The sequence below is a fragment of the Lutibacter aestuarii genome (genome assembly GCF_042676885.1).
GTDB lineage: Bacteria > Bacteroidota > Bacteroidia > Flavobacteriales > Flavobacteriaceae > Lutibacter > Lutibacter aestuarii.
The window spans coordinates 247,229-272,083 of record NZ_JBHTIC010000002.1; the positions used below are offsets into that span (position 1 = coordinate 247,229).

Annotated in this window: 22 protein-coding genes; 8 read left to right on the forward strand and 14 right to left on the reverse strand. The window is 30.3% G+C overall.

Annotated elements, in window-relative coordinates; all coding sequences use genetic code 11:
* Nucleotides 1-26: 26 nt before the first annotated feature.
* A complete protein-coding gene (gene nusA / locus ACFQZW_RS01070; protein WP_298263752.1) occupies nucleotides 27-1,286 on the reverse strand; it encodes a transcription termination factor NusA in 1,260 nt (419 codons plus the stop codon).
* A 13-nt stretch (nucleotides 1,287-1,299) separates the two neighbouring features.
* The gene (gene rimP / locus ACFQZW_RS01075) at nucleotides 1,300-1,764 is read right to left on the reverse strand and encodes a ribosome assembly cofactor RimP (RefSeq protein ID WP_298263751.1); all 465 of its coding nucleotides are present in this window, start codon (nucleotides 1,762-1,764) and stop codon (nucleotides 1,300-1,302) included.
* Between the two features lie 163 nt (nucleotides 1,765-1,927).
* Between rimP and ACFQZW_RS01080 the strand changes: the two genes are divergently transcribed.
* A complete protein-coding gene (locus ACFQZW_RS01080) occupies nucleotides 1,928-2,758 on the forward strand; it encodes a universal stress protein (protein ID WP_298263750.1) in 831 nt (276 codons plus the stop codon).
* Nucleotides 2,759-2,825: 67 nt separating this feature from the next.
* On the opposite strand, the gene ACFQZW_RS01085 is transcribed toward ACFQZW_RS01080, so the two are convergent.
* Together ACFQZW_RS01085 and nadE are read right to left on the reverse strand one after the other, a co-directional pair.
* The gene (locus ACFQZW_RS01085; protein WP_386781318.1) at nucleotides 2,826-5,867 is read right to left on the reverse strand and encodes an aminotransferase class III-fold pyridoxal phosphate-dependent enzyme; all 3,042 of its coding nucleotides are present in this window, start codon (nucleotides 5,865-5,867) and stop codon (nucleotides 2,826-2,828) included.
* A 291-nt stretch (nucleotides 5,868-6,158) separates the two neighbouring features.
* Nucleotides 6,159-6,947, reverse strand: coding sequence for an NAD(+) synthase (nadE, locus tag ACFQZW_RS01090; protein WP_372800709.1), 789 nt, complete (start codon nucleotides 6,945-6,947; stop codon nucleotides 6,159-6,161).
* Between the two features lie 59 nt (nucleotides 6,948-7,006).
* Between nadE and gldB the strand changes: the two genes are divergently transcribed.
* Nucleotides 7,007-7,966 carry a gliding motility lipoprotein GldB gene (gene gldB / locus ACFQZW_RS01095; RefSeq protein WP_386781319.1) on the forward strand — a complete coding sequence of 320 codons (960 nt, stop codon included), beginning with the start codon at nucleotides 7,007-7,009 and terminating at the stop codon, nucleotides 7,964-7,966.
* Complete coding sequence (gene gldC, locus ACFQZW_RS01100; protein ID WP_298263743.1) at nucleotides 7,966-8,301, forward strand: gliding motility protein GldC; 336 nt, start codon at nucleotides 7,966-7,968, stop codon at nucleotides 8,299-8,301. Before gldB ends, gldC begins: the two co-directional genes overlap by 1 nt.
* Here gldC and folK read toward each other — a convergent pair whose 3' ends face one another.
* Nucleotides 8,302-9,429 (reverse strand): 2-amino-4-hydroxy-6-hydroxymethyldihydropteridine diphosphokinase, encoded by a 1,128-nt coding sequence (gene folK / locus ACFQZW_RS01105; RefSeq protein ID WP_386781320.1) that lies wholly within the window; start codon nucleotides 9,427-9,429, stop codon nucleotides 8,302-8,304.
* A gap of 104 nt (nucleotides 9,430-9,533) precedes the next feature.
* Between folK and sppA the strand changes: the two genes are divergently transcribed.
* Entirely contained in the window at nucleotides 9,534-11,288 is a 1,755-nt protein-coding gene (sppA, locus tag ACFQZW_RS01110) for a signal peptide peptidase SppA (RefSeq protein ID WP_298263739.1), read from the forward strand.
* Here the strand turns inward: sppA and ACFQZW_RS01115 are convergent, their stop codons facing one another.
* The 8 genes from ACFQZW_RS01115 to ACFQZW_RS01150 all read right to left on the reverse strand — a co-directional run bounded on the left by ACFQZW_RS01115 (nucleotide 11,289) and on the right by ACFQZW_RS01150 (nucleotide 17,300).
* Nucleotides 11,289-11,771: a dihydrofolate reductase gene (locus tag ACFQZW_RS01115; RefSeq protein ID WP_298287155.1), complete on the reverse strand. Its 483-nt coding sequence runs from the start codon at nucleotides 11,769-11,771 to the stop codon at nucleotides 11,289-11,291.
* Nucleotides 11,768-12,172 carry a 2TM domain-containing protein gene (locus tag ACFQZW_RS01120; protein WP_298263736.1) on the reverse strand — a complete coding sequence of 135 codons (405 nt, stop codon included), beginning with the start codon at nucleotides 12,170-12,172 and terminating at the stop codon, nucleotides 11,768-11,770. The genes ACFQZW_RS01115 and ACFQZW_RS01120 overlap by 4 nt, the downstream gene beginning before the upstream one ends.
* Nucleotides 12,173-12,189: 17 nt before the next feature.
* Nucleotides 12,190-12,402: a hypothetical protein gene (locus tag ACFQZW_RS01125; RefSeq protein WP_298263734.1), complete on the reverse strand. Its 213-nt coding sequence runs from the start codon at nucleotides 12,400-12,402 to the stop codon at nucleotides 12,190-12,192.
* A gap of 91 nt (nucleotides 12,403-12,493) precedes the next feature.
* Nucleotides 12,494-13,318: a thymidylate synthase gene (locus ACFQZW_RS01130; RefSeq protein WP_298263733.1), complete on the reverse strand. Its 825-nt coding sequence runs from the start codon at nucleotides 13,316-13,318 to the stop codon at nucleotides 12,494-12,496.
* Nucleotides 13,319-13,396: 78 nt separating this feature from the next.
* A complete protein-coding gene (locus tag ACFQZW_RS01135; RefSeq protein ID WP_298263731.1) occupies nucleotides 13,397-14,791 on the reverse strand; it encodes a NupC/NupG family nucleoside CNT transporter in 1,395 nt (464 codons plus the stop codon).
* 12 nt (nucleotides 14,792-14,803) lie between these two features.
* A complete protein-coding gene (locus ACFQZW_RS01140) occupies nucleotides 14,804-15,421 on the reverse strand; it encodes a bifunctional nuclease family protein (RefSeq protein WP_298263729.1) in 618 nt (205 codons plus the stop codon).
* A gap of 90 nt (nucleotides 15,422-15,511) precedes the next feature.
* Nucleotides 15,512-16,474 carry an electron transfer flavoprotein subunit alpha/FixB family protein gene (locus ACFQZW_RS01145; RefSeq protein WP_386781321.1) on the reverse strand — a complete coding sequence of 321 codons (963 nt, stop codon included), beginning with the start codon at nucleotides 16,472-16,474 and terminating at the stop codon, nucleotides 15,512-15,514.
* A gap of 79 nt (nucleotides 16,475-16,553) precedes the next feature.
* Nucleotides 16,554-17,300, reverse strand: a complete 747-nt coding sequence (locus ACFQZW_RS01150) for an electron transfer flavoprotein subunit beta/FixA family protein (protein ID WP_298287161.1) — start codon at nucleotides 17,298-17,300, stop codon at nucleotides 16,554-16,556.
* A 158-nt stretch (nucleotides 17,301-17,458) separates the two neighbouring features.
* On the opposite strand from ACFQZW_RS01150, the gene ACFQZW_RS01155 reads away from it, so the two are divergent.
* The 4 genes from ACFQZW_RS01155 to ACFQZW_RS01170 all read left to right on the forward strand — a co-directional run bounded on the left by ACFQZW_RS01155 (nucleotide 17,459) and on the right by ACFQZW_RS01170 (nucleotide 24,138).
* Nucleotides 17,459-18,457: a pyruvate dehydrogenase complex E1 component subunit beta gene (locus tag ACFQZW_RS01155; RefSeq protein ID WP_298263790.1), complete on the forward strand. Its 999-nt coding sequence runs from the start codon at nucleotides 17,459-17,461 to the stop codon at nucleotides 18,455-18,457.
* Between the two features lie 59 nt (nucleotides 18,458-18,516).
* The gene (locus ACFQZW_RS01160) at nucleotides 18,517-21,012 is read left to right on the forward strand and encodes a DUF5686 and carboxypeptidase-like regulatory domain-containing protein (RefSeq protein ID WP_298263726.1); all 2,496 of its coding nucleotides are present in this window, start codon (nucleotides 18,517-18,519) and stop codon (nucleotides 21,010-21,012) included.
* 71 nt (nucleotides 21,013-21,083) lie between these two features.
* On the forward strand, nucleotides 21,084-21,611 hold the full coding sequence (locus tag ACFQZW_RS01165; protein WP_298263724.1) for an inorganic diphosphatase: 528 nt from the start codon (nucleotides 21,084-21,086) through the stop codon (nucleotides 21,609-21,611).
* Nucleotides 21,612-21,735: 124 nt separating this feature from the next.
* Nucleotides 21,736-24,138, forward strand: a complete 2,403-nt coding sequence (locus ACFQZW_RS01170) for a sodium-translocating pyrophosphatase (protein WP_386781322.1) — start codon at nucleotides 21,736-21,738, stop codon at nucleotides 24,136-24,138.
* A gap of 66 nt (nucleotides 24,139-24,204) precedes the next feature.
* Here ACFQZW_RS01170 and ACFQZW_RS01175 read toward each other — a convergent pair whose 3' ends face one another.
* Nucleotides 24,205-24,819 (reverse strand): deoxynucleoside kinase, encoded by a 615-nt coding sequence (locus tag ACFQZW_RS01175; RefSeq protein ID WP_298263721.1) that lies wholly within the window; start codon nucleotides 24,817-24,819, stop codon nucleotides 24,205-24,207.
* Between the last annotated feature and the right edge of the window lie 36 nt (nucleotides 24,820-24,855).

Consider the following 24,855-nt stretch of genomic DNA (forward strand, 5'->3'; position numbering starts at 1 on the left):
TAGCCTATTTGTTTTTAGAAATTTGATTAGTCTTCAAATTCTGATCTTAATATTTTTTGAACTTCTAAAATTGTTTCTTCTTCTAAATCAGTTCTACTTAAAAGCTCAGATACATCTTTTTCAAGTACGCTTCTAGCAGTATCTAAACCAATTTTTTTGAATTCTTGGATTACCCAAGTTTCTATTTCATCAGAGAATTCAGTTAATTCTACATCATCTTCAGTTTCAACTCCTTCTCTTTGCACATCAAGTTCATAGCCAGTTAATTGTGAAGCCAAACGGATGTTAACACCATTTTTACCAATGGCTTTTGAAACTTCTTCAGGTTGTAAAAATACATCAACTCTTCCTTTTTTGCCATCTTCTCTACCTTCTTCTTCATGAATTTTCATAGAAACGACTTTGGCAGGACTTAAAGCACGTGCAATGTAAAGTTGTGTGTTTTTGGTGAAATTGATAACATCTATATTTTCATTACCTAGTTCACGTACAATTCCGTGGATACGAGAGCCTTTCATACCTACACAAGCTCCAACAGGATCTATTCTATCATCGTATGAATCTACAGCTACTTTAGCTTTTTCACCAGGGATTCTTGCAACTCCTTCTATAGTAATTAAGCCGTCAAATACCTCTGGAATTTCTTGTTCAAATAACTTTTCTAAAAATTGAGGGGAAGTTCTTGATAAGATAATTACAGGTTTGTTTCCACGCAATTCAACAGATTTTATAATACCTCGTACAGATTCTCCTTTTCTAAAATAATCTGAACGAATTTGTTCGCTTTTAGGTAATACAATTTCATTTCCTTCATCATCTAATAAAATAATTGCATTATGACGAATGTGATGTACCTCGGCACTATAAATATCTCCTTCTAAATCTTTAAATTGTTTAAAAGTATTGGTGCTGTCATGTTCATGAATTTTCGATATTAAGTTTTGACGCAATGCTAAAATTGCTCTTCTACCTAAATCAATTAATTTAACTTCTTCAGAAACATCTTCACCAATTTCAAAATCTGGTTCAATTTTTCTTGCTTCTGAAAGTTCAATTTCTTCATTATCATCTTCGGACATTCCATCGGCAACAACAACTCTGTTACGCCAAATTTCTAAATCGCCTTTGTCTGGATTAATAATAATATCGAAGTTATCATCTGATCCAAACTTTCTTTTTAAAGCAGCTCTAAATACTTCTTCAAGAATTGACATTAAAGTAACTCTATCTATATTTTTATCACCTTTAAATTCTGAAAACGACTCAATTAATGCTAAATTTTCCATGCATCCTTATTAATTAAAATATTATTTTCACTTTTGCCTCTATAATGTCTGCAAATGGTATTGTTGCTTTTTTGGCAACAGTAATTTTGCCTTTTCCTATTGGTTTAGGTTCTCTAGCTTTCCATTCTAAAGTTATATCATCATTTAGAACTTCTGTTAAAGTGCCTTCAATAGTGGTTGTATTTTTTAGTTTTACCTGTAAAATACGATTTATATTTTTAATGTACTGCCTGTTGACTTTTAGTGGATGTGAAACATCTGGTGACGTAACTTCTAAAGAAAAATCTTCTTCTTCTCTGTCTAAATTATGCTCAACTCCTCTACTAATTCTTATACATTCTTGTAGCGGTATTCCATGGTCACCGTCTACTTCAACATAAATTTTATTATCTGGTAAGAATTTTAATTCTATTAAAAAAAGTTCTGGATTTTCTTTAATTGCTTCATTTACCAGATTTGTAATTTTTTCTCTATCCATCTTTGTATAAAAAGAGGGGACTTTACGTCCCCTCCTTCCTCTATTCTGTAATAATTCGCTGCAAATATAGTAACAATTTTTGAAATGATAAAAAATCATTCTTCTTTTTAATTTAAAATTATTAACTTTACACTAACCATAACATTCGATTCAACAAAAATTTATGAGAAATATACTTGTCCCTATTGATTTTTCTGTGCAAGCAGAGTATGCAGCTAAAGTGGCTGCAGATATTGCTAAATTAACAAACTCAAAGATTTATTTACTACATATGTTAGAACTGCCTACAGGAGTTATTGATCCGGCAAGTTATGGTTCATCTAACAATACACCAACCGCATTATTATTTTTGAAAAGAGCGCATGAAAAATTTCAAGACTTTATGAAGCTTCCTTTTTTTGAAGGTTTAGAAGTGGAAGATTCTGTTCAATTTCATAAAGCTTTTGATGGGATTATTGATGAAAGTAAAAAGAAAGAGGCCGATTTAATTGTGATGGGATCTCAAGGAACATCAGGATTGGAAGAAATGCTTGTTGGCTCTAACACTGAAAAAGTGGTTAGAAATTCTGAAGTTCCTGTACTTGTGGTAAAAAAAGAAATTTCAAATTTTAAAATTGAGAATATTGTATTTGCATCCAATTTTAAATATGCAAATAGAGTTGCTTTTCAAAAAATATTAAATTTTGCAAGCTTATTTAATGCGCGTTTACATTTATTAAAGATTAATACGATTCATAATTTTGAAACAACTAAAGAATCTAGTGATGCTATAAGAGCATTTATTAATGAATTTGATTTAGGAGATTATACGCTTAATATTTATAATGATATTTCTATTGAAGCAGGTATTTTGAACTTTTCAAAAGTAATAGATGCTGATGTTATTTTATTAAATACCCATGGTAGGAGAGGTTTAGCTCATTTATTTAATGGAAGTATAGGTGAAGATTTAGCCAATCATGCAAAGTTGCCAGTGGTTACTTTTAAGTTGTAAAAAAACTATTTTAAAAAACATAAAAAGGAACTTAATTAAGCTCCTTTTTTATGCTGTAAGATTTAACTTAGCTTTTATCTTTTTTATAAGAATTCATAAAGTCTTCTGAAAGTATTTTTTTTAAAAAATAAATCAATTCTTTAGCATTAGTTTTAGAAAAAATTAACGGAGGCTTAATTTTTAAAACATTATGGTCAGGTCCATCTACACTCATTAAAATATGATGATCTTTCATTCTATTAGCTAAATAATTGGTTTGTTCTTTTAAAGGAGTTAATTTGCTATCAACTAATTCAATTCCTAAGAATAACCCTTGTCCACGGACTTCTCCAATGATTGGAAATTTATGAGCTAATTTTTTTAATTCACTTTTTAAAAATTCACCAATTATAAGTGCGTTTTCTTGAAGTTTTTCTTTTTTTACTATTTTTAATACTTCAGTGCCAATTGCACAAGAAACTGGGTTGCCTCCAAAGGTGTTGAAGTATTCCATACCATTAGCAAATTTATCTGCAACCTTTTGAGTACAAGCCACTGCTGCAATAGGATGTCCATTGCCCAAAGGTTTTCCTATAGTAACAATATCTGGAACAACATTATGTAATTGAAATCCCCAAAAAGTTTTTCCCATTCTACCACATCCTGTTTGAACTTCATCTGAAATGCAAATGCCTCCTGCGTTTCTAATAATTTCGTAAGATTTTTTTAAAAAACCACTCGGTAATTCAATTTGTCCTCCACAACTTATAATTGGCTCTACTATAAATCCACCTATGTTTCTTCCTTTTTGTTGGACTTGATTAACTAATATTTTAACTTCTTCAGCATAGTTGGCACCTGCATTTTCACCTCTATATTTTCCTCTAAAAGCATTAGGAAGTGGGAAAATATGAGTGTTTTCTGGAGCACCATTTCCACCGCTACCATCAAACTTGTAAGAGCTAATATCAATACACATGTTTGAGTTTCCATGATAGCCAACTTCTGAAGCAATAATATCGCGTTCTCCTGTAGCTGCTTTTACCATTCTAATTGCTAGTTCATTGGCTTCACTTCCTGAATTAACAAAATGTAAAACATTTAATTCTTTAGGAAGTGTTTCAATTAATTCTTTGGCTAATTCATTAATATTTTCATGAAGATATCTTGAATTGGTATTAAGTAAAGCCATTTGATCTGTGCCAGCTTTTACAACCTTATAATTTTCATGTCCTACATGGGCAACATTATTAACAGTGTCTAAATATTTTTTTCCAAATGGATCCATTAAATATGGTCCAAAACCTCTAACCATTTTAACAGGTTGCTTGTATTGAAGACTTAGGCTTTTGCCTAAATGCTTTTTTCTATAAGAAATTAGCTCTTTATTTGAAATATCTTTTTTTGGTTGAAGTTCAGAAATTTTAAAAAGCTGATTTGGGTTTGGGCAGATGCTTTTCCAAACCTCAATTTCATTGTAAAATGCTACCCCCGGAAAGTCATTTTTATAATCTAATAAAGATAACATAACCTGAAAGTGAAGGTGAGGAACCCAATTACCATTTTCTATTGGATTGCCTAAATAACCAATACAATCCCCTTTTTTAATATGTTTTCCAACGTTGTTGTTGGTAATACTTTCAACACTTAAATGCCCATATAATGTAAAAAATTCAAGTTCATCAAAAGTGTGTTTTAAAATTAGGAGTCCTCCATATAATTTATTTCCAGTATTATTGAAAGAAACAACAACTTCACTGTCAAATAAAGCATGTACAGGAGTGTTTTTTGGCAACCAAAAATCAATTCCTAAGTGAATAGTCCTGCTTTCTTTTCCATAATTTCCAATTTTGTCAAAAGCAGTTGAAGTATATAAGGGCCTTGGTTCTAAATAACCCCCAGCTATAATTTTTGAAGGATTTTTAGACTGTAATTTGTTAATTTTAAATTCAAATAAATCTAAATCGTTAAATTCTTCATGATGTCCAATCCATTTGCTTGAAACGCTAAGGTCTAATAATTTAACTTCATTTTTATGAATAGTAGGGAATAATTGTGTTAAGTTGAAATTAGTTTTGGTTGTCCATTTTTTGAATTTATGTTCATTAGGATGAGCATTAAATCCACAAGCTTTTCTAAAACTAAAATGTGCAAATTCTAAACTTATTTTACGCCATTTTTTTAATAAAATCCAAGCAGGTTTTTCGCTAATTTGTAGATACTTATTGTTTGGTTGCTTAATTTTATTAATTGCAGATTTGGTTACGGAAATCACCAAACGCATAGCAATAGCGCAATATAAATGGTTTAATTCATTTTGATTTAAATTAAATTTGGAATGATAACCTTTTACGATTGGTAAAGCAGCTTCTAGAGGATCGTTATGATTCATCATTGCATAACTACATGCAACAGCTACATCATTTATAATTTGAGTATAAATACTATCACCATAGTCAATAATAGCAATTACTTTAGGATGAATTAACTCAGAAGAAACAATGATGTTGTTATCATTTGCATCATTATGAACTACTGATTTTCTTAGTTTTTTATAAGAATTAAAACCAGCTTCAAATTGCTGTTGAAAATAAATAATTAGTTCTTTTTCTTCTTCATTAAATAAATTAATATGTTGTTTTGTCCAAAGCGATTGTGCAATATCCCAATCAAATTTTCTATGAATTTCAGGATGTGTAAAATTATTTAAAGCTAATGTAATTAGTCCACATTGTTCTCCTAAGCTATAACGTAAATCATTTAATTGAGGATTTACATTGCTCCAAACTCTACCAGAAACCCATGTTAACAATCTAACTTTTCTTTTATTACCAGCTTTATCTGTGATTTCTGAAATTGAAGAATTATTTTTATCGAGTAGTACTTTAGGAACAGTTAAATTTGAGTTTTGTTTTTCAAGATATTGTAATAGTTTTTGTTGAAAATCTAAATAAGTACTGTTTTTATTTGGAGGAGAAATTTTTAGAACATAATTTTCATTTTCAGTTTTAATCTTAAAATTAACATCTATTTCACCAGGGAGTTTATTGGCTTTTCCAACAATATTGTATTGAGAAAGTAGTAATTTTTCGGCCTCTACAGTAGTTATTTCTATGGCTTTATAATTCATATCTAATTTTCATTAAAAACATATATAATTTTCACCTCAACTAAATTTTTTGAAAGTAAGTTTCATTCTAATGATTAGTTATTGGATGATGAATTTCTATAATTCAATTTCATGCAATATATTCAATAACACTTATATTTTAGTGCTTAATTGAAAAGGATTAAAGTAAGAATATAAAAAGTTTCTTTATGTTTCTTTTGAAAAGTAAATATAATGTAATCATTAATTTTATATGATATACTTATTAGCTTTAACTGATACTTTATTATCAGTCAATAAATAAAACCTTAGTTACTTATAGGCTTTTGGAATTTCACAAATAGGAATTGGATTTATTTTATGTTTATTTGCAATATTTCTTTTAGAGAAAATAATAAAAACTTCTTTTTGTCTGCCATTAAAATCACTAATTTTTTTACCTTTTTCTGCTTGTTGCATAGCCCATTCTAATTCATCGTAAGTGGCTCCAATTTGATCTTCATCGGTTCTGCTATCTCCAAATAACCCATCAGTTGGCTTTGCTTTTTGAATAGATTTAGGAACTTTTAGTATTGAAGCTATTTGATATACTTCAGACTTCATTAAATCTGCTATTGGACTTAAATCTACACCCCCATCACCATATTTTGTAAAAAAACCAACGCCAAAATCTTCTACTTTATTACCTGTTCCAGCTACCAAATAGCCATTTAAGCCTGCAAAATAATACAAAGTTGTCATTCTTAAACGAGCTCTAGTGTTTGCTAAAGATAAATTAACTGTAGCTGTTTCTTTAATTGAAGGAACTACATTTTTAAAATCTTCAAATGTAGAGGTTAAATTTACTTCAATTGAAGTTACATTTTTAAACCTATTTTTTAATTGTTTAATATGTTCTTTACCTCTTAATACTTGGTTTTCTCCTTGATGAATTGGCATTTCTACACAAAGAGTTGGAAAACCAGTTTTAGCACATAAGGTTGAAGTTACTGCTGAATCTATTCCTCCTGAAATTCCTATTACAAAACCATTAACTTTTGCTTTTGTTGCATATTCTTTTAGCCAGGAAACGATATGTTCAACAACTTTTTCTGCATTCATAATTAAACTAATTTAGTACTTTTATCGTTTTAAAAATAGAATTGTAAATATAGAAATTAATGTACAAAACTTTAATACTGTTGGGAGTTTTATTGGTAGCCATCTCATGTTCCAAAGAGTCTAAAGAAAAAATTGATGTTTCCAAAATTGATGTTACTGTAAAAATAGATCGTTTTGAGCAAAAATTTTATAATTCTAACTTAGAAACATTACCTGAGTTAAAAGAAAAATATCCTTATTTATTTCCAGAGCAGAATGTAGATAGTGTTTGGATTCAAAAAATAAATGATATCGAAGAAAGGGAATTGTACCAAAAATCTCAAGAACTTTTTAATGATCTTGAAGAAGAAAAAAGGCAGCTTGAAGACTTGTTTAAGTATATTAAATATTATCATCCTAATTTTAAAGAGCCTAAAATTTTAACACTTATCACAAATTTAGATTACCAAAGTAAGGTAATGTATGTTGATAGTTTATTGTTTATTTCATTAGATATGTATTTAGGAAGAAATAGCGAAGTTTATCATGATTTTCCAGTGTATTTGTCGCAAAATTATGATAGGTCTCATTTAATGGTCGATATTGCGGAAGCTATAAGTCCCAAATTTTTTATCAAAGGAAATAGCAGGCAATTTATTGATTTAATAATTGATGAAGGGAAAAAAATGTATATGTTAGATACTTATTTACCCTTTGTAAGTGATGCTGAAAAAATAGGTTATAGTAAAAAAAATTTAATTTGGGTAACCAATAATGAAACTGAAATTTGGAAGTATTTTGTTGAAAAGAAATTATTATATAGTACAGATACTGATTTAACAACTCGTTTTATTTTAAATGCCCCTTTTTCAAAATTTTATATTGATATTGATAAAGAATCTCCAGGAAGAGTGGGGGTTTGGTTAGGGTGGCAAATTGTTAGGGCGTATATGAAAAATAATCATGTAACTTTGCAGCAGCTTTTGGAAACACCTGCAGAAATAATTTTTAAACATTCAAAATATAAACCAAAAAAATAATGGCAATAGCTCATAAATCAAAAATAGAATTTACAGTTGGTCTAGATGAAAATAAAGTTCCTGAACAACTGCATTGGACAGCAAATGATGGGGGAATTGAAAATGAAGAAGCAAAAGCTTTAATGATTTCAGTTTGGGATTCAATTCATAAAGATACACTTCGAATGGATTTGTGGACTAAAGATATGCCTATTGATGATATGAAACAATTTTTTCATCAAACATTGGTTTCTATGGCAGACACGTTTGAAAGAGCCACCAATGATGAGAAAATGAGTGCAACTATGCGTGATTTTTGTGATTATTTTGCAGAAAAATTAGAGTTAAAAAAATAATTAACTAGCATTTTTAATTTGTTGAATAATAGAAAAATAATCTTCAGGATTTTCTAAAAAATCCATAGTAGATACGTCTATAATTAAAGTGTTTAAACTTCCTTCAGTTTTAATAAAATTCACATATCCTTTATGAATTTTATCTAAATATTCTGGAGCTATATTTTGCTCATAAGCTCTACCTCTTTTTTTAATATTTTCAATTAATTGAGGTGTACTTTGGTGTAAATAAATGTATAAATCGGGTTTAGAAATTTCTTTGTACATAATGTCAAACATCTTTCTGTATAAAAAGTACTCGTCTTTTGGTAAAGTGACTTGAGCAAAAATTAGCGACTTAAATATGTAATAATCTGAAACTATAAAGTTTTTAAATAAATCAAATTGAGCTAAATCATCTGAAAGTTGCTGATATCGATCTGCTAAAAAACTCATTTCTAAAGGGAAAGCAAATCTTTCATTATCTTCATAAAATTTTGGTAAAAATGGATTGTCTGCAAATCGTTCCAAAACAATTTTTGCATTAAAATCTTCAGAAATCATTTTAGCTAAAGTGGTTTTACCAGCTCCAATATTTCCTTCAATAGCAATGTAGTTATATTTTTCAGAGATGGCAATGGGTCTATTAATTTTTAAATCGGTTTTTTCAATTTTAGCACTATCTGTGCAGTTTTTTAAACAAACTGATAATCGTTGTTTTTCTATCGGATGTATAAAATTGGGTGCAATTTCAGCTAATGGAACCATTACAAAATTTCGGTTAAGCATTTCTTTATGCGGCACCATTAAGTTTTTTGAAAAAATAATTTCATTTTCAAAAAGTAATATATCAATATCTATAGTTCGTGCTTGGTAACCGTTGTTAGAAGTTCTATTTCGACCTAAAAGTAATTCTATTTGTTGTAATTTATACAACAAATTTTCAGGATTTAAACCTGTAGTAACTTGAATACAACAATTAAAAAAATCATCACTTTTAAAACCCCAAGATGCCGTTTTGTAGATTGCGGAAATTTTTACAATATTACCAATCTTTTCTGCAATCAAATTTATGGCTTTTTGTAGGGTATCAAGTTTATTGCCTTGATTGCTCCCAAGAGATAAATATGTGTTTCTTAAAATTTGCATAAAGTAGCTACAAAGAAAAGAAAAGTATGATATAAAAACATACCTTTGTGGTTCAATTTATGAACATTTATAAATTTTTTTAGCATATTTAAATTAGTAGTCCTATGAAATTTTTGAGAAACTTACTGGCTTCAATTTTTGGAACTTTTATTGCACTTGGAATATTGTTTATTCTATTTATATTAATAATTTCAGCGGTAGGTGAATCAGAGAAAGTTACCGTTAAACAAAATTCTGTTTTAGAAATTGGTTTAGAAACTTTAGTTAAAGATTATGCTCCAAAAAGTGATGATCCTTTTGAGGAAATACTTGGGCTAAGCGATGAAAAATTAAGTTTAGAAAAAATTTTAAATGCTATTGAAAATGCAAAGGATGATGCTAAAATTAAAGGAATAAGTATTCGTAGTTTGGGTGTAAATGCAGGGATGTCTCAAGTACAAGCTATTAGAAAAAAATTAGTAGACTTTAAAGAAAGTGGAAAATTTGTAAATGCGTATGCTGATATTTACGATCAAAAAACCTATTATTTAAGTTCGGTTGCCGATTCAATTTTTATAAATCCAATAGGAGCTCTAGATTTTAAAGGACTTTCTACTGAAGTTTTATTTTTTAAAGATTTTGAAGATAAAACTGGCGTTAAAATGGAGGTTGTTCGTCATGGAAAATACAAAAGTGCTGTAGAACCGTATTTATACAATAAAATGAGTGATGATAATAGAAATCAAATAACTTCATTTTTAAAATCTATTTGGAATGAGATGCTTATTGATATTTCAAATAGTAGAAATATAACTATTGAAAAATTAAATACAATAGCTGATAACTTATTAGGAAGAACTCCAGAATTAGCTATTGAAAATAACCTAGTTGATGAAGTACTATATTATGATGAATATACTAGTAAATTAAAGCTAGCTTCAGGTCTTTCAGTTGATGATAAATTAAATACCATTTCAATTGCTGATTATATTTCAACAGGCAAAGGACGTTTGATATCTACAGCTCCAAATAAAATAGCAGTTATTTATGCGCAAGGAACAATTATGTATGGAGAAGGGAATGAAGACATTATTGGTCAGGAATTAATGATTAATTCTTTAAGAAAAGCACGAAAAACAAAAGGAGTTAAAGCAATAGTTTTAAGAGTAAATTCCCCGGGAGGAAGCGCTTTAGCATCAGACCTAATTTGGAGAGAGATAGAGCTAACTAAACAAGAAATACCTTTAGTAGTTTCTATGGGTGATGTAGCAGCATCAGGAGGATATTATATTGCCTGTAATGCAGATAAAATATTTGCACAACCTACCACCATAACGGGTTCTATAGGTGTTTTTGGAATGTTACCAAACATTAGTAAATTATCTGATAAAATTGGTATTAATGCAGAGCAAGTAAAAACGAATACAGGAGCTGATTATAGTTTATTTGAACCAATGACAGATGAATTTAGAGCAGTTACTAAAGAAGGTGTAGAACAAGTTTATACTACATTTTTACAACGAGTTGCTACTGGAAGAAATATGAGTATTAAAGTGGTTGATAGCATTGCTCAAGGGCGTGTTTGGTCTGGTGTAGAAGCATTAGAAAATGGCTTGATTGATGAACTTGGAACCTTAGATGATGCTGTAGCTTATGCTGCTGAACTGGCTGAAGTAACGGATTATAAAGTACGAAATTTTCCTAATTATAAGTTTGATTTAGAAGATAAATTAAATGGGTTTCCTTTTATGCAATCCAAAGAAAAATTATTAATTAAAGAAATTGGTTTAGAGAATTATAAACTTTATCAAACATTAAAACATTTTTCTGAAATGAAAGGAATTCAAGCTAGAATGCCTTTTGTCTTTGATATTCAATAATTAAATTCTTTTATAACTCACAAAGCTGTAATCGTATTTGTTTTTTTCATCAGCTTTATGAAATTCTCTTGAGGTCTCTTTCCAAATAGTGGTATCTATTTCTGGAAAAAATGCATCTGCATCAAATTTATGATGTATAAAAGTTAGGTCTAATTTATCAGCAAATTCAATGGCTTGTTTGTAAATTTCTGCACCTCCTAAAATAAATGGATTTTCATCTTCTTTTGCAGCTTCAATAGCTTGTTTTAATGAATTTACCACCACGCAACCTTTAATAGTATAATTAGGGTTTCTAGTGATAATTATATTTGTTCTGTTAGGAAGAGGTTTGCCTAATGACTCAAAAGTTTTTCTACCCATAATAACATGATGCTTAGAGGTTACTTGTTTAAATCTTTTTAAATCAGCAGGTAAATGCCAAATAAGTTGGTTGTCTTTTCCTAAGGCATTATCTTCAGCAATAGCAGCAATTATGGTAATCATTCTTGGTTTGAGTTTTTTTGAGAGTTTTCCTTTTTTTTTAATGTAGAGGCGTATTGTTCACTTTCTAACTTTAAGTCGGCTTCTTTTATTAATTCTTTTTCAAGTTTAGCAATTCTTAATTCTTGTTTATGAACTAGTTTTTCTGTTTGCTTTCTTTCCCATTCTTTTCCCATAAAAGGATGTGTAAAAAAAACGTTTACAAAATGTAAAATCCATAAGAAAAACCATAAGAGTATTGCCCAAACAAACCAATCGTATTGTTCACCAATATTTAAAACTTTATTAGTAATAATTAAAAATACAGATCCAATTAAAAACACTACAAAATGAAAATACAATCGTTTTTTTTGTTTGATACGATTTCTTGCATTTTCATAAAGCTCGTGTTGTTCATTGTTCATAGTGAATGATGATTAGGTTACATACTTTTTACCCATTCTTTAATATAACCAGTAAAATCTTCAGTTTCTTCATTTTCCCCATTGTGAATTTGTTCATTAGCAAAAGCTAAAAATTTAGCAATGTTTTCATCAGAAGCACTAAAAAGAATTTCGATAGATTTTAATAAATCTTCATCTTCAATTTCTGAAATGCGTTGTATAATTTTATTTTTTAGTTGTAGTGTGTTCATTTTATTTTTCTTTTACCCCATAAAAGTATTAAATGTTTTGAGAAAAAGGTATTAAATAAATATTAATTTTTACAAATCTTATAGAATGATTTTATACTGAAACACTTCCTTTAATATGTGGATGAGGGTTGTAATTAATTAATGTGAAATCTTCAAATTTAAAATCGAATATATTCTTGATAGCTGGATTGATTTTCATAATTGGAAGCTCTCTTGGTTCTCTAGAAAGTTGTAAATCTATTTGTGTACTGTGGTTATTGTATATATGTGCATCTCCAAAAGTATGAATAAATTCTCCAGATTTTAGATTACAAACTTGAGCCATCATCATAGTTAAAAGGGCATAGGAAGCAATATTAAAAGGTACTCCTAAAAAAATATCTGCACTTCTTTGGTATAGCTGACAGGAAAGCTTTCCATCTGCAACATAAAATTGAAAAAAAGCATGACAAGGGGGTAAAGCTGCTTTACCCTTGGCTACATTTTCAGAAAATGATATTGAAGTATCTGGTAAAACACTCGGATTCCAAGCAGATACTAATAGTCTTCTACTATCAGGGTTTGTTTTAATTGTTTCAATTACTTCTTTTATTTGATCAATTCCTTCACTATTCCAATTCCTCCATTGATGCCCATAAACAGGACCTAAATCTCCTTGTTCATTTGCCCACGCATCCCAAATTTTTACACCATTTTCTTTTAAGTATTCAATATTAGTTTCACCTTTTAAAAACCATAGCAATTCATAAATAATTGATTTTAAATGTAATTTTTTGGTCGTTAACATAGGAAACCCTTCACTTAAATCAAATCGCATTTGGTATCCAAAAATACTTTTGGTTCCTGTTCCTGTTCTATCTTCTTTTAAAGTTCCGTTAGTTCTAACGTGTTTTATTAAATCTAAATATTGTTTCATAATATGTTATTTAACGATGGTAAATTACTTGAATTTTAATTAGTAAAACAATTAAATTGTAAAAAAATATAAGGCTTATTATCCGATAATCATTCCTGCAATTGTTGCGGAAAGAAGCGAAGCTAAAGAACCACCTATAAGGGCTTTCATGCCAAATTCTGAAAGTGTTTTTCTTTGTCCAGGGGCTAATGAACCTATCCCTCCAATTTGAATGCCTATGGAGGCAAAGTTAGCAAAACCACATAACATATAAGTAGCCATTATTACCGATTTGTTGTAAGTAAAATGAGTAGCATTTGCAACATTTTTTAATTCAGCCAATTGAATGTAGCCTACAAATTCACTAGCAGCTAATTTAACACCTAATAATTGTCCCATTAACATAATATCTTCTTTAGCAACCCCAATTAACCACATTAAAGGGGCAAAAATAGTACCTAATATAGACTCTAATGTAAATTGTTGATAAGGAGTATTGGCAGCTATCCAATCATTCAAATTCGTTAAATCTCCAATTTTCCCTAAAATGCCGTTTAACATTGCAATAATTGCAACAAAAACTAAAAGCATTGCGGCAACATTGGCGGCTAATTTTAAGCCTTCTGTGGTTCCATTTGCAATAGCATCTAAAATATTAGATCCTATTTTTTCTTGGGAGACAGTTACATCGGTATTAATTTTTTCTGTTTGTGGGTATAACATTTTTGAAATTACAATAGCGCCTGGCGCTGCCATAACTGAGGCGGCTAATAAATGTTTCGCAAATTGCAACCTTAAAACAGGGTCATTACCACCTAGAAAACCTATGTATGCAGCTAAAACACCACCAGCAACAGTTGCCATTCCACCAACCATAACCAATAATATTTCAGAACGATTCATGCGTTCTAAATAGGCTTTAATCATTAACGGAGCTTCTGTTTGACCTAAAAATATGTTTCCAGCAACCGATAAACTTTCAGCTCCAGATATTTTTAATAACTTGGTTAAAAGTAAAGCCATACCTTTTACAATTATTTGAATAACTCCCAAGTAGAATAGTAAAGAAGTTAATGCTGAAAAAAATATGATAGTTGGCAGTATTTGAAATACAAAAATAAAACCATAAGACTCTACATTCATTAAACCTCCAAATAAAAATTGACTTCCTGCAGCGGTATAATCTAAAATACTTGTAAAAATGCCACCTACAAACTCGAATGCTTTTTGAACAAACGTAACTTTTAAGACCCCAAAACCAATTAAAAGCTGGGCAGATAAGCCAGCTCCAACAGTTTTCCAATTGATTGCTTTTCGATTACTACTAAATAAATATGCAATTGCTAAAAGTGAAATCATTCCTAAAACTCCTCTCCAAAGTGTTGTAAAAGTAAAGCCTTGGTTATCTATAATTGAGTTGTTAATTGACTCCTGTGCATTTATTGAAATGAAACTAAAAAATAATAGGGCAGATAAACTTATTTTTTTATACATAAAGTTGTAAAGTTATTTGGTAGAGCGTTTTTGAATTTCATCTCGAATTTTTGCAGCCAATTCATAATCTTCATTTTGGACGGCTTTAGCTAATTTATCATTTAACTGTTTTAAAGTATCTTTAGAAAATGAAGATTTCTCTTCTTTTTTTGACTCGGGCTCTTCTATTAAACTTTCAATGGATGCATCATCTGTTTGAGCGGTTAATTCATCTTTAATTTTTAGATAAATTCCAGCTTTGTCTAAGATGTTTTCATAAGTGAATATTGGCGCGTTAAAACGTATGGCTAATGCTATGGCATCTGAAGTTCGGGTATCTATAATTTCTTCAATTTTATCGCGTTCACAAATTAAACTAGAATAAAAAACACCATCAACTAATTTGTGAATAATAACTTGTTTGATAATAACATGAAACCTATCTGCAAAAGTTTTAAAAAGGTCATGAGTAAGTGGACGAGGAGGTTTAATTTCCTTTTCTAATGCAATTGCTATTGATTGTGCTTCAAAAGCTCCAATAACAATTGGTAAGGTTCTACTTCCATCTACCTCGCTAAGAACCAAAGCGTACGCACCGCTTTGAGTTTGACTATACGATATACCTTTAATATTAAGTCGAACTAAACTCATAAGTTAAAATTAGCAAAAAGGGCTCTCTAATCAAAGGACTTTTTACACCAAAAATTAGAGCGCCTTTTAAAGAGGCACAATTTAGTAAAATTATGCGTTATTTGCCTTAAATTCTTTTAACTTTTCAATTAATTTAGGAACCACTTCAAAAGCATCACCAACAATACCATAATCGGCAGCTTTAAAAAATGGTGCTTCAGAATCCGTGTTAATCACTACTTTAACTTTAGATGAATTGATTCCTGCTAAATGTTGAATTGCACCTGAAATTCCTATAGCGATGTACAAATTTGAAGCTACAGGTTTACCTGTTTGACCCACATGCTCGCTATGGGGTCTCCATCCTAAATCTGATACTGGTTTAGAACAGGCAGTTGCAGCGCCTAATACACTTGCTAAATCTTCAATCATTCCCCAATTTTCAGGGCCTTTTAACCCTCTTCCACCTGATACCACTATATCGGCATCAGCAATTGTTACTTTTCCAGAAGTTTTTTCAATAGTTTCAGAATGTAAGCCACTTTCTGAAATAGAAGGTGAAAATTCTTCAATTGTAGCAGTTACTTGATTTTCAAAAACGCCGAAAGAATTTTTTGCTAAAGCTAATACTTTAGCTGCTGTTGTTATTTCGCTATTATTAAATGCTTTACTAGAGAATGCTTTTCTTTTTACAATAAAAGGTGAAGTTGAACTTGGCAATGAAACAACATTACTTACATATCCTGCATTTAAATTTACAGCAACCATAGGAGCCATATACAACCCATTTGAACTGGATTCTAGAATAACTACTTGAGCATTTTCTTTTTCGGCAGCTTGTTTTATAATATTTGCATATGTTTTGGACTGAAATGTTTCTAAGCTTTGATTTGTGATGTTTAAAACTTTTTCAGCACCATAAGTGCCTAGCTGATTAGGCTCTTTTGAGTTGATAGTTACTACAACCAAATGAGTTCCTAATTGTTCAGCTACTTTTTTTCCGTATGAAGTAACTTCAAACGAAGATTTTTTATATTTTCCTTCCGATGTTTCGGCAAAAACTAAAACTGACATATTTTATTTTTTGTTTAATCGTAGAATTGTTTAATCTTTAGATGATTGATACAACAAATCTACAGTGATTATTATACTTTTAAATTACTTTAGCTTCGTTATGCAATAAATTGATCAATTCATCAACATTATCCGCATCAACTATTTTACAAGCTGACTTGGCTACTGGTTTTTCAAATGAAGTAGATTTAGTTGAAATTTCATTTGAGGTAGCCTCTACAATGGTTAATGGTTTTTTACGAGCCATCATAATTCCTCTCATATTAGGAATACGGAGATCTTTTTCTTCTACCAAACCTTTTTGACCTGCAATAACAAGTGGTAATTTAGAGCTTAAAGTTTCTTTACCTCCATCAATTTCACGAGAAATGGTAGCTGAATCGCCTTCAATTTCAAGTCCAATACAAGCATTTACAAAATTATAATCTAAAAGAGCTGCTAACATACCTGGAACCATTCCACCATTATAATCGATAGATTCTTTTCCAGCTAAAATTAAATCAAAACCACCTTTTTTTACTACTTCAGCTAATTCTTTAGCAACAGCAAATCCATCAGTAGCTTCAGTATTAACTCTAATTGCATCATCAGCTCCAATTGCTAATGCTTTACGTAGCGTAGCTTCAGTATTTACAGTACCAACATTAACAACTGTAATAGTAGCTCCTTGTTTTTCTTTAAACCACATAGCTCTTGTTAACGCAAATTCATCATATGGGTTTATAACATATTGCACGCCATTACTATCAAATTTAGTATCATTTTCAGTAAAATTGATTTTTGAAGTAGTATCTGGTACGTGACTAATACAAACTAATATTTTCATTTTTATTATAGATTTTGAATATAGTGCATAAAAATACACGCCTTTTTAATAATTATCTACGAATGTAGTAATTTTTTTTAAAATATTATGCGTGCATAGTATTATTTTATTCATAACTATTTTTTTGAAAGTAAAAATAGAATTGCTTACTTTTGCAAATCCAAAAAAAGAATACCATGAAAACAATACAATTTAGAGAAGCTATATGTGAAGCAATGAGTGAAGAAATGCGTAGAGATGAATCTATTTTTTTAATAGGTGAAGAAGTGGCAGAATATAATGGTGCTTACAAAGCTTCAAAAGGAATGTTAGATGAGTTTGGAGCAAAACGAGTAATAGATTCGCCTATTGCAGAGTTAGGCTTTGCTGGAATATCAGTTGGTTCAGCAATGAATGGAAACCGTCCAATTGTTGAATTTATGACATTTAACTTTTCATTAGTAGGGATAGATCAAATTATAAATAATGCAGCTAAAATCAGACAAATGTCAGGAGGTCAATTAAATTGCCCAATAGTATTTAGAGGTCCAACTGGTTCAGCAGGACAATTAGGTGCAACACATTCACAGTCTTTTGAAAATTGGTTTGCAAATACTCCAGGATTGAAAGTAATAGTTCCTTCAAACCCATACGATGCAAAAGGTTTATTAAAAGCAGCTATTAGAGATGACGATCCAGTTATTTTTATGGAATCTGAACAAATGTATGGTGATAAAGGAGAGGTTCCAGAAGGAGAATATGTTTTGCCAATTGGAGTAGCAGATGTGAAAAGAGAAGGAACTGATGTAACAATTGTTTCATTTGGTAAAATTATTAAAGAAGCTTATAAGGCGGCAGATCTTTTAGAAAAAGATGGAATTTCTTGTGAAATAATTGATTTACGTACGATAAGACCAATGGATTTTGAAGCTATTTTTAACTCAGTTAAAAAAACAAACAGATTGGTAATTTTAGAAGAAGCTTGGCCTTTTGCTAGTGTTTCATCTGAAATCACATTCCAAGTTCAGGAAAATGTATTTGATCATTTAGATGCTCCAATTAGAAGAATAACAACAGCAGATACACCTGCACCATATTCCCCAGTATTATTGGAAGAATGGTTACCAAACTTTAACGATGTTGTTAAAGCGGTAAAAGATGTAATGTACGTAAAATAATGGTATAAAATTTGCGTTATAATTTCCTTTTCAGTTCAACTGGAAAGGATTTTTTTATTATGAAAGAAAAAAATAAAGTACTGAGTTTCCTTTTTTTATTACTAGTATCCTTCACTTTTGCACAAGTTAAAATTGGAGGTGTTGTTAAAGATGAAACTAACGAACCCATCCCTTTTGCTAATATAATTTTTGTAGGTTCAAATACAGGAACAGTGTCAGATGAAAATGGAAAGTTTTATTTAGAATCGGACAAAACTTATACAGAAATTGAAGTTTCTTTTTTAGGGTATGAAACAAAAAAAATGGCTATTAAAAGTAGGGATTTCAACCTTACCATTGTTTTAAAAGAAGAAGCTGCTCAATTAAATGAAGTATTTATTTATAGTGGAAAGGTTAAGAAAAAGGACAATCCTGCAATTGCTATATTAAAAAAAATATGGGAAAAAAAGCGTGAAAATGGTATTTACTTATTCGACCAATATCAATATGAAAAGTATGAGAAGTTGGAGTTTGATATGAATAATGTGGATAGCACTTTAATGAAAAGCAAACTTTTCAAAGGGATGGAGTTTGTTTTTGAAAGTGTTGACACTTCTAATATTACAGGAAAAGCCTATTTGCCTATGTTTATAAACGAGTCTGTTTATAAATCTTATGGAAAAAACAAAGGAGGAAAAAAATTAAGAGAAGACTTAATTGCTAATAAAAATTCAGGATTTAATTCTAATCAAAATGTAATTGCGTTTATTAAAGACTTATATGTAGATTACAATATATATAATAATTTCATTAAAATATTTGATAAAAGCTTTGTAAGTCCTATTTCAAAATTAGCAGGAGTTTCTACCTATAATTATGTGTTAACAGATAGTGCTTTTATAGATAATAAATGGTGTTACAACATTATCTATTACCCACGAAGAAAAAGCGAACTAACTTTTAAAGGAGACTTTTGGGTAAACGATTCTACGTTTGCAGTAAAAGAAATTAATATGCAAGCAACGCGTAGTGCTAATATTAACTGGGTAAAAGACATTTATATTGAACAAGAATTTGATGTGGTAAATGATTCTGTTTTCCTATTGAAACGGGATTATATGATGTCCGATTTTAGTTTAAATAAAAAAGAGAAATCTAAAGGAGTTTATGGTAGAAGAACTACCATGTATAAAGATTATGTTTTTAATGAAGAAAAAGAAGATAAATTTTACAATGAAGAAATAAATATTTACGATGAAAAAATTTATAACAAAACTGATGAGTTTTGGAGTGAAGGTCGCCATGAAAAATTAAATGAAAATGAATTAGGAATTTATAAAATGCTTGATACATTGGCTACAGTTCCTAAATTTAAACGCTTGTATAATTTAGTTTCTATTTTAGGTTCGGGCTATATAGAATTTAACAAATTTGATTACGGCTCAATTTATTCAACATTTGGTAAAAATGATGTGGAAGGAATTAGATTAAGAGTTGGAGGGAGAACCTTTTTAGGAGGAAATGAACCTTGGCGTATTCAAGGATATACCGCTTATGGTTTTGATGATCATAAGTTTAAATATGGCTTATCTGGAAAATGGATGGTTAACCCAAAAAGTAGATTTGTTATAGGTTTAGGAAACAGGCGCGATGTGGAACAAATAGGAGTTAGTTTAACAACAACTAACGATGTTTTAGGCAGAAGTTTTGCCTCTTCTTCGTTTTTTGCAAGTGGTGATAATAGCAAACTTACCAATATAAATTTATCAAATGTGTTTTTTTCGATGGAACCTAAAAATAATTTAAATTTTAGGCTCGGAGCATCTTACAGAACATTAGAATCCGCATCTCCAACAACCTTCAATTTAGACTATTGGATAGATCAAGAAAATAATATAAAAGAATCAAACATTGTTCAATCCGAAATTGACTTTTCAATTAAATATACGCCTAATAGAAAAACTATAGGTTATGGGGTTGAAAGAAATGAGGTTACAGACACCTATTCAACACTGTTTTTAAATTATTCGAGAGGAATTAAAGGGGTTTTAAACAGTGATTTTGATTATCATAAATTGCAATTTTATTATAGACAGCCTATTTTAATAGGTGGTTTTGGAAGAATGTTTACAACTTTTGAAGTTGGAAAAACTTTTGGAGAAGTTCCACTAGGTTTATTAAACGTAGTACCAGGAAACCAATCGTATTTTACTATTGAAAACACGTATGCGTTATTAGATTATTACGAATTTGTAACGGATACTTATGCTTCACTTCATATTGAACATAGTTTTAATGGACGTTTTTTATCTAGAATTCCATTATTAAGAAAATTAAATTTACGTGAAATAGTTGGAGTAAAAGGAGTTTGGGGCGAAGTTTCTGATAAAAACAAAGCGCTAAATGCTTCAAATATTAATTATGTGGCTCCTACAAAAGGGTATTATGAATATAGTGTTGGAATTGGAAATATTTTTAAAGTATTTAGAATAGATTTTAGTTGGAGAGGAAACTATTTGGATACACCAAACGCTAATAAATTTGCAATAAAAGGAGCTTTTGGATTCCACTTCTAAAATTCAAAGCAATAAACGATAAGTAACAAACTGAAATTTGTACTTTTGTACAAATTATTAACTAAAAGAAAATGAGTTCTAAAAAAAGAAAAACATTTGATGTATTAATTGAAATACCAAAAGGAAGTAGAAATAAATATGAATACGATTTTGTATTGAATAAAATTAGATTCGATAGAATGCTATTTTCTTCAATGATGTATCCTGGCGATTATGGGTTTATTCCAGAAACATTAGCCTTAGATAAAGATCCTTTAGATGTGCTAGTTTTAGGAAGTGAACCTACATTCCCAATGTGTGTTATGGAAGTAAAACCAATAGGTGTTTTCCATATGACAGATGAAAAAGGACCAGATGAAAAAATTATTTGTGTACCAATTTCAGACCCTATTTGGAATCAATTACACGATATCTCGGATATGAATCCGCACCAAGTAAAAGAAATTGAACACTTTTTTCAAGTATATAAAGATTTAGAAGAAAAAAAAGTAGACGTTGGAGGCTGGGGTGATGTAAATGAAGCTTATGAAATTGTAAATAATTGTACAGAACGTTACGATTTAAGTGAACATAAAAAGAAGCGTACATTTACAATATAAATAGTGTTAAAAAACTTAAATAATACTAAACCATCTTTAAATCTTAAAGGTGGTTTTTTTTATCAGTCTTATTTTACTATTTTTAGCACCATCAAAAAAATTAATTATAACTAACAATAAAAAAATGGAATTAATCGTAACGTATTTACCTGTGTTTGGTGTTCTAGCTCTAGCGTTTGTTTTTGCTAAAAATGCTTGGATTTCTAAACAAGATGTAGGTAATGAAAAAATGGCAAGAATTGCTAAAAATATCTCTGATGGGGCAATGTCATTCTTAAAAGCTGAATATAAAATTTTAGCAATTTTTGTTTTAGCTGTAGCAATCTTGTTATATTTTAAAGGAACTAATGAAGCTGGCTCAAACGGAATGGTAGCAGTATCATTTATTGTAGGAGCAATTTGCTCAGCTTTAGCAGGTTTTATTGGAATGAAAGTAGCAACCAAAGCAAATGTTAGAACTACAAATGCTGCCAGAACCTCTTTAGGTAAAGCTTTAGAAGTAGCATTTGCTGGAGGTGCAGTTATGGGATTAGGCGTTGTTGGACTTGGAGTTCTTGGTTTAAGTGGATTGTTTATTATCTATCAAGGTATGTGGCCTGGAACGGATAATATTCCAATGGTATTAAATGTATTATCAGGGTTTTCACTAGGAGCTTCTTCAATTGCTTTATTTGCACGTGTGGGTGGAGGGATTTACACAAAAGCTGCAGATGTAGGAGCTGATTTAGTTGGTAAAGTAGAAGCAGGTATTCCTGAAGATCACCCATTAAACCCTGCAACCATAGCAGATAATGTTGGTGATAATGTTGGTGATGTTGCTGGTATGGGAGCCGATTTATTTGAATCTTATGTAGGCTCAATTATTGGAACAATGGTTTTAGGAGCATTAATTATTACGCCAAATTTTAATGGTCTTGGAGCAGTGTATTTACCTTTAACTCTTGCAGCTGTAGGTATTATAATGTCAATAGTAGGAACTTTATTTGTAAGAGTAAAAGATGGAGGAAGTCCTCATAAAGCTTTAAATTTAGGAGAATTTGGATCAGGATTTTTAATGATTGTTGCTTCTTATTTTATCATTAATGCAATGCTGCCTGAAACAGTAGAGGGACTACCTTTTGGAGCAATGGGCGTTTTTTATGCAACATTAGCTGGTTTAGTAGCTGGTTTTTGTGTTGGAAAAATTACCGAATATTATACAGGAACAGGAACTAAACCAGTTACATCAATTGTAAAACAGTCTGAAACAGGTTCAGCTACAAATATTATTGCAGGTTTAGGAGTTGGAATGATGTCTACAGCTATTCCAATCTTATTAATAGCAGCAGCAATTATAGTTTCACACTATTTTGCAGGTTTATATGGTATTGCAATTGCTGCTGTAGGTATGCTTGCAAATACAGGAATTCAATTAGCCGTAGATGCTTATGGACCAATTTCTGATAATGCTGGAGGAATTGCTGAAATGGCTGAACTACCGAGTGAAGTACGTGAACGTACAGATAAATTAGATGCAGTTGGAAATACAACTGCAGCAATTGGAAAAGGATTTGCAATTGCTTCTGCGGCATTAACAGCTTTGGCATTATTTGCTGCATTTATGAAAACTGCAAATGTGAGTACTATTGATGTTTCACAGCCAGATATTATGGCTGGTTTATTGATTGGTGGAATGTTGCCATTTGTATTTTCGGCTTTGTCTATGAATGCTGTTGGTAGAGCTGCAATGGCTATGATTGAAGAAGTTCGTCGTCAGTTTAGAGATATTCCTCAATTAAAAGGAGCATTAGAAGTTATGCGTAAATATAATTCAGATATGTCTAAAGCTTCTGAAGAAGATAGAAAAGTGTTTGATGCAGCCGATGGTTATGCAGAATATGATAAATGTGTTGAAATTTCTACAACAGCTTCTATTAAAGAAATGGTCTTACCAGGATTGTTAGCATTAATAGTTCCTGTAGCTATTGGGTTTATTGGAGGAGCTGAAATGCTAGGAGGTTTGCTTGCTGGGGTTACTACTTGTGGTGTTTTAATGGCAATTTTTCAATCTAATGCTGGTGGAGCTTGGGATAATGCAAAGAAAATGATTGAAGAACAAGGTAGAAAAGGAACGGAAGCTCATAAAGCAGCAGTTGTTGGTGATACTGTTGGAGACCCTTTTAAAGATACATCTGGTCCATCTTTAAATATATTATTAAAATTAATGTCAGTTGTTGCCTTGGTAATTGCACCAAGTATTGCTTTAGATAAAGTAGAAATGGCTGAATACACTCAGGAAAAAGCTGCTACAGAAATTGTTTCTAAAGAAATTTCTAAAGAAGTAGAGGTTAAAATGTCCACAAATAAAGAAGGTTTAGTTACAGCAACTGTTGTAACAACAATTACTGAAAATGGAGAAACAACTATGAATGAAGAAGTTTTTACAGGAACAGAAGCAGAGGTAAAAGCTCAACTTGACAAAATTAAAGATATTAAAAAATCTACGAAAGTAGTTAAAGTTGAAGAAATAATAGAAAAGAAATCTTAACACATTAAAGTTAATATTCATAAAAAAAGCTCACAATTTGTGAGCTTTTTTTATGAAACTTTTTACTTAAAACAGTCCATTTATTTGTGCGTCTATTTTGTCAATTATCGAACCTAAATCTTCAGGGTTGTCTACAAAATCTAATTTATCAACTTCTATAATTAATAAGTTCCCTTTATTATATTTTGAAATCCAAGCTTCATAACGTTCATTTAACCTACTTAAATAATCAATGCTTATAGAGTTTTCGTAGTCGCGTCCTCTTTTATGAATTTGTCCAACTAGTGTTGGAATAGAAGCTCTTAAATAAATAAGTAAATCAGGAGGAGAAACCAAGCGTTCCATAAGTTCAAAAAGAGATTCATAATTGGTATAATCTCTATTTGGCATTAACCCCATTGCATGTAAATTTGGTGCAAAAATTCGTGCATCTTCATAAATAGTTCTGTCTTGAATAATATTTTTACCACTTTCACGAATTTCAAGGATTTGTCTAAACCTACTATTTAAAAAGTAAACTTGTAAGTTGAACGACCAACGTTCCATTTCACCATAAAAATCGTCTAAATAAGGGTTTTCTTCAACTGATTCAAAATGGGGCTCCCACTTATAATGTTTGGCTAAAAGTTTGGTTAGCGTAGTTTTACCTGCGCCAATATTTCCTGCAATTGCTACGTGCATAATTAATTTTTAAGTGAAATTTTAAGCGTTAAAGTT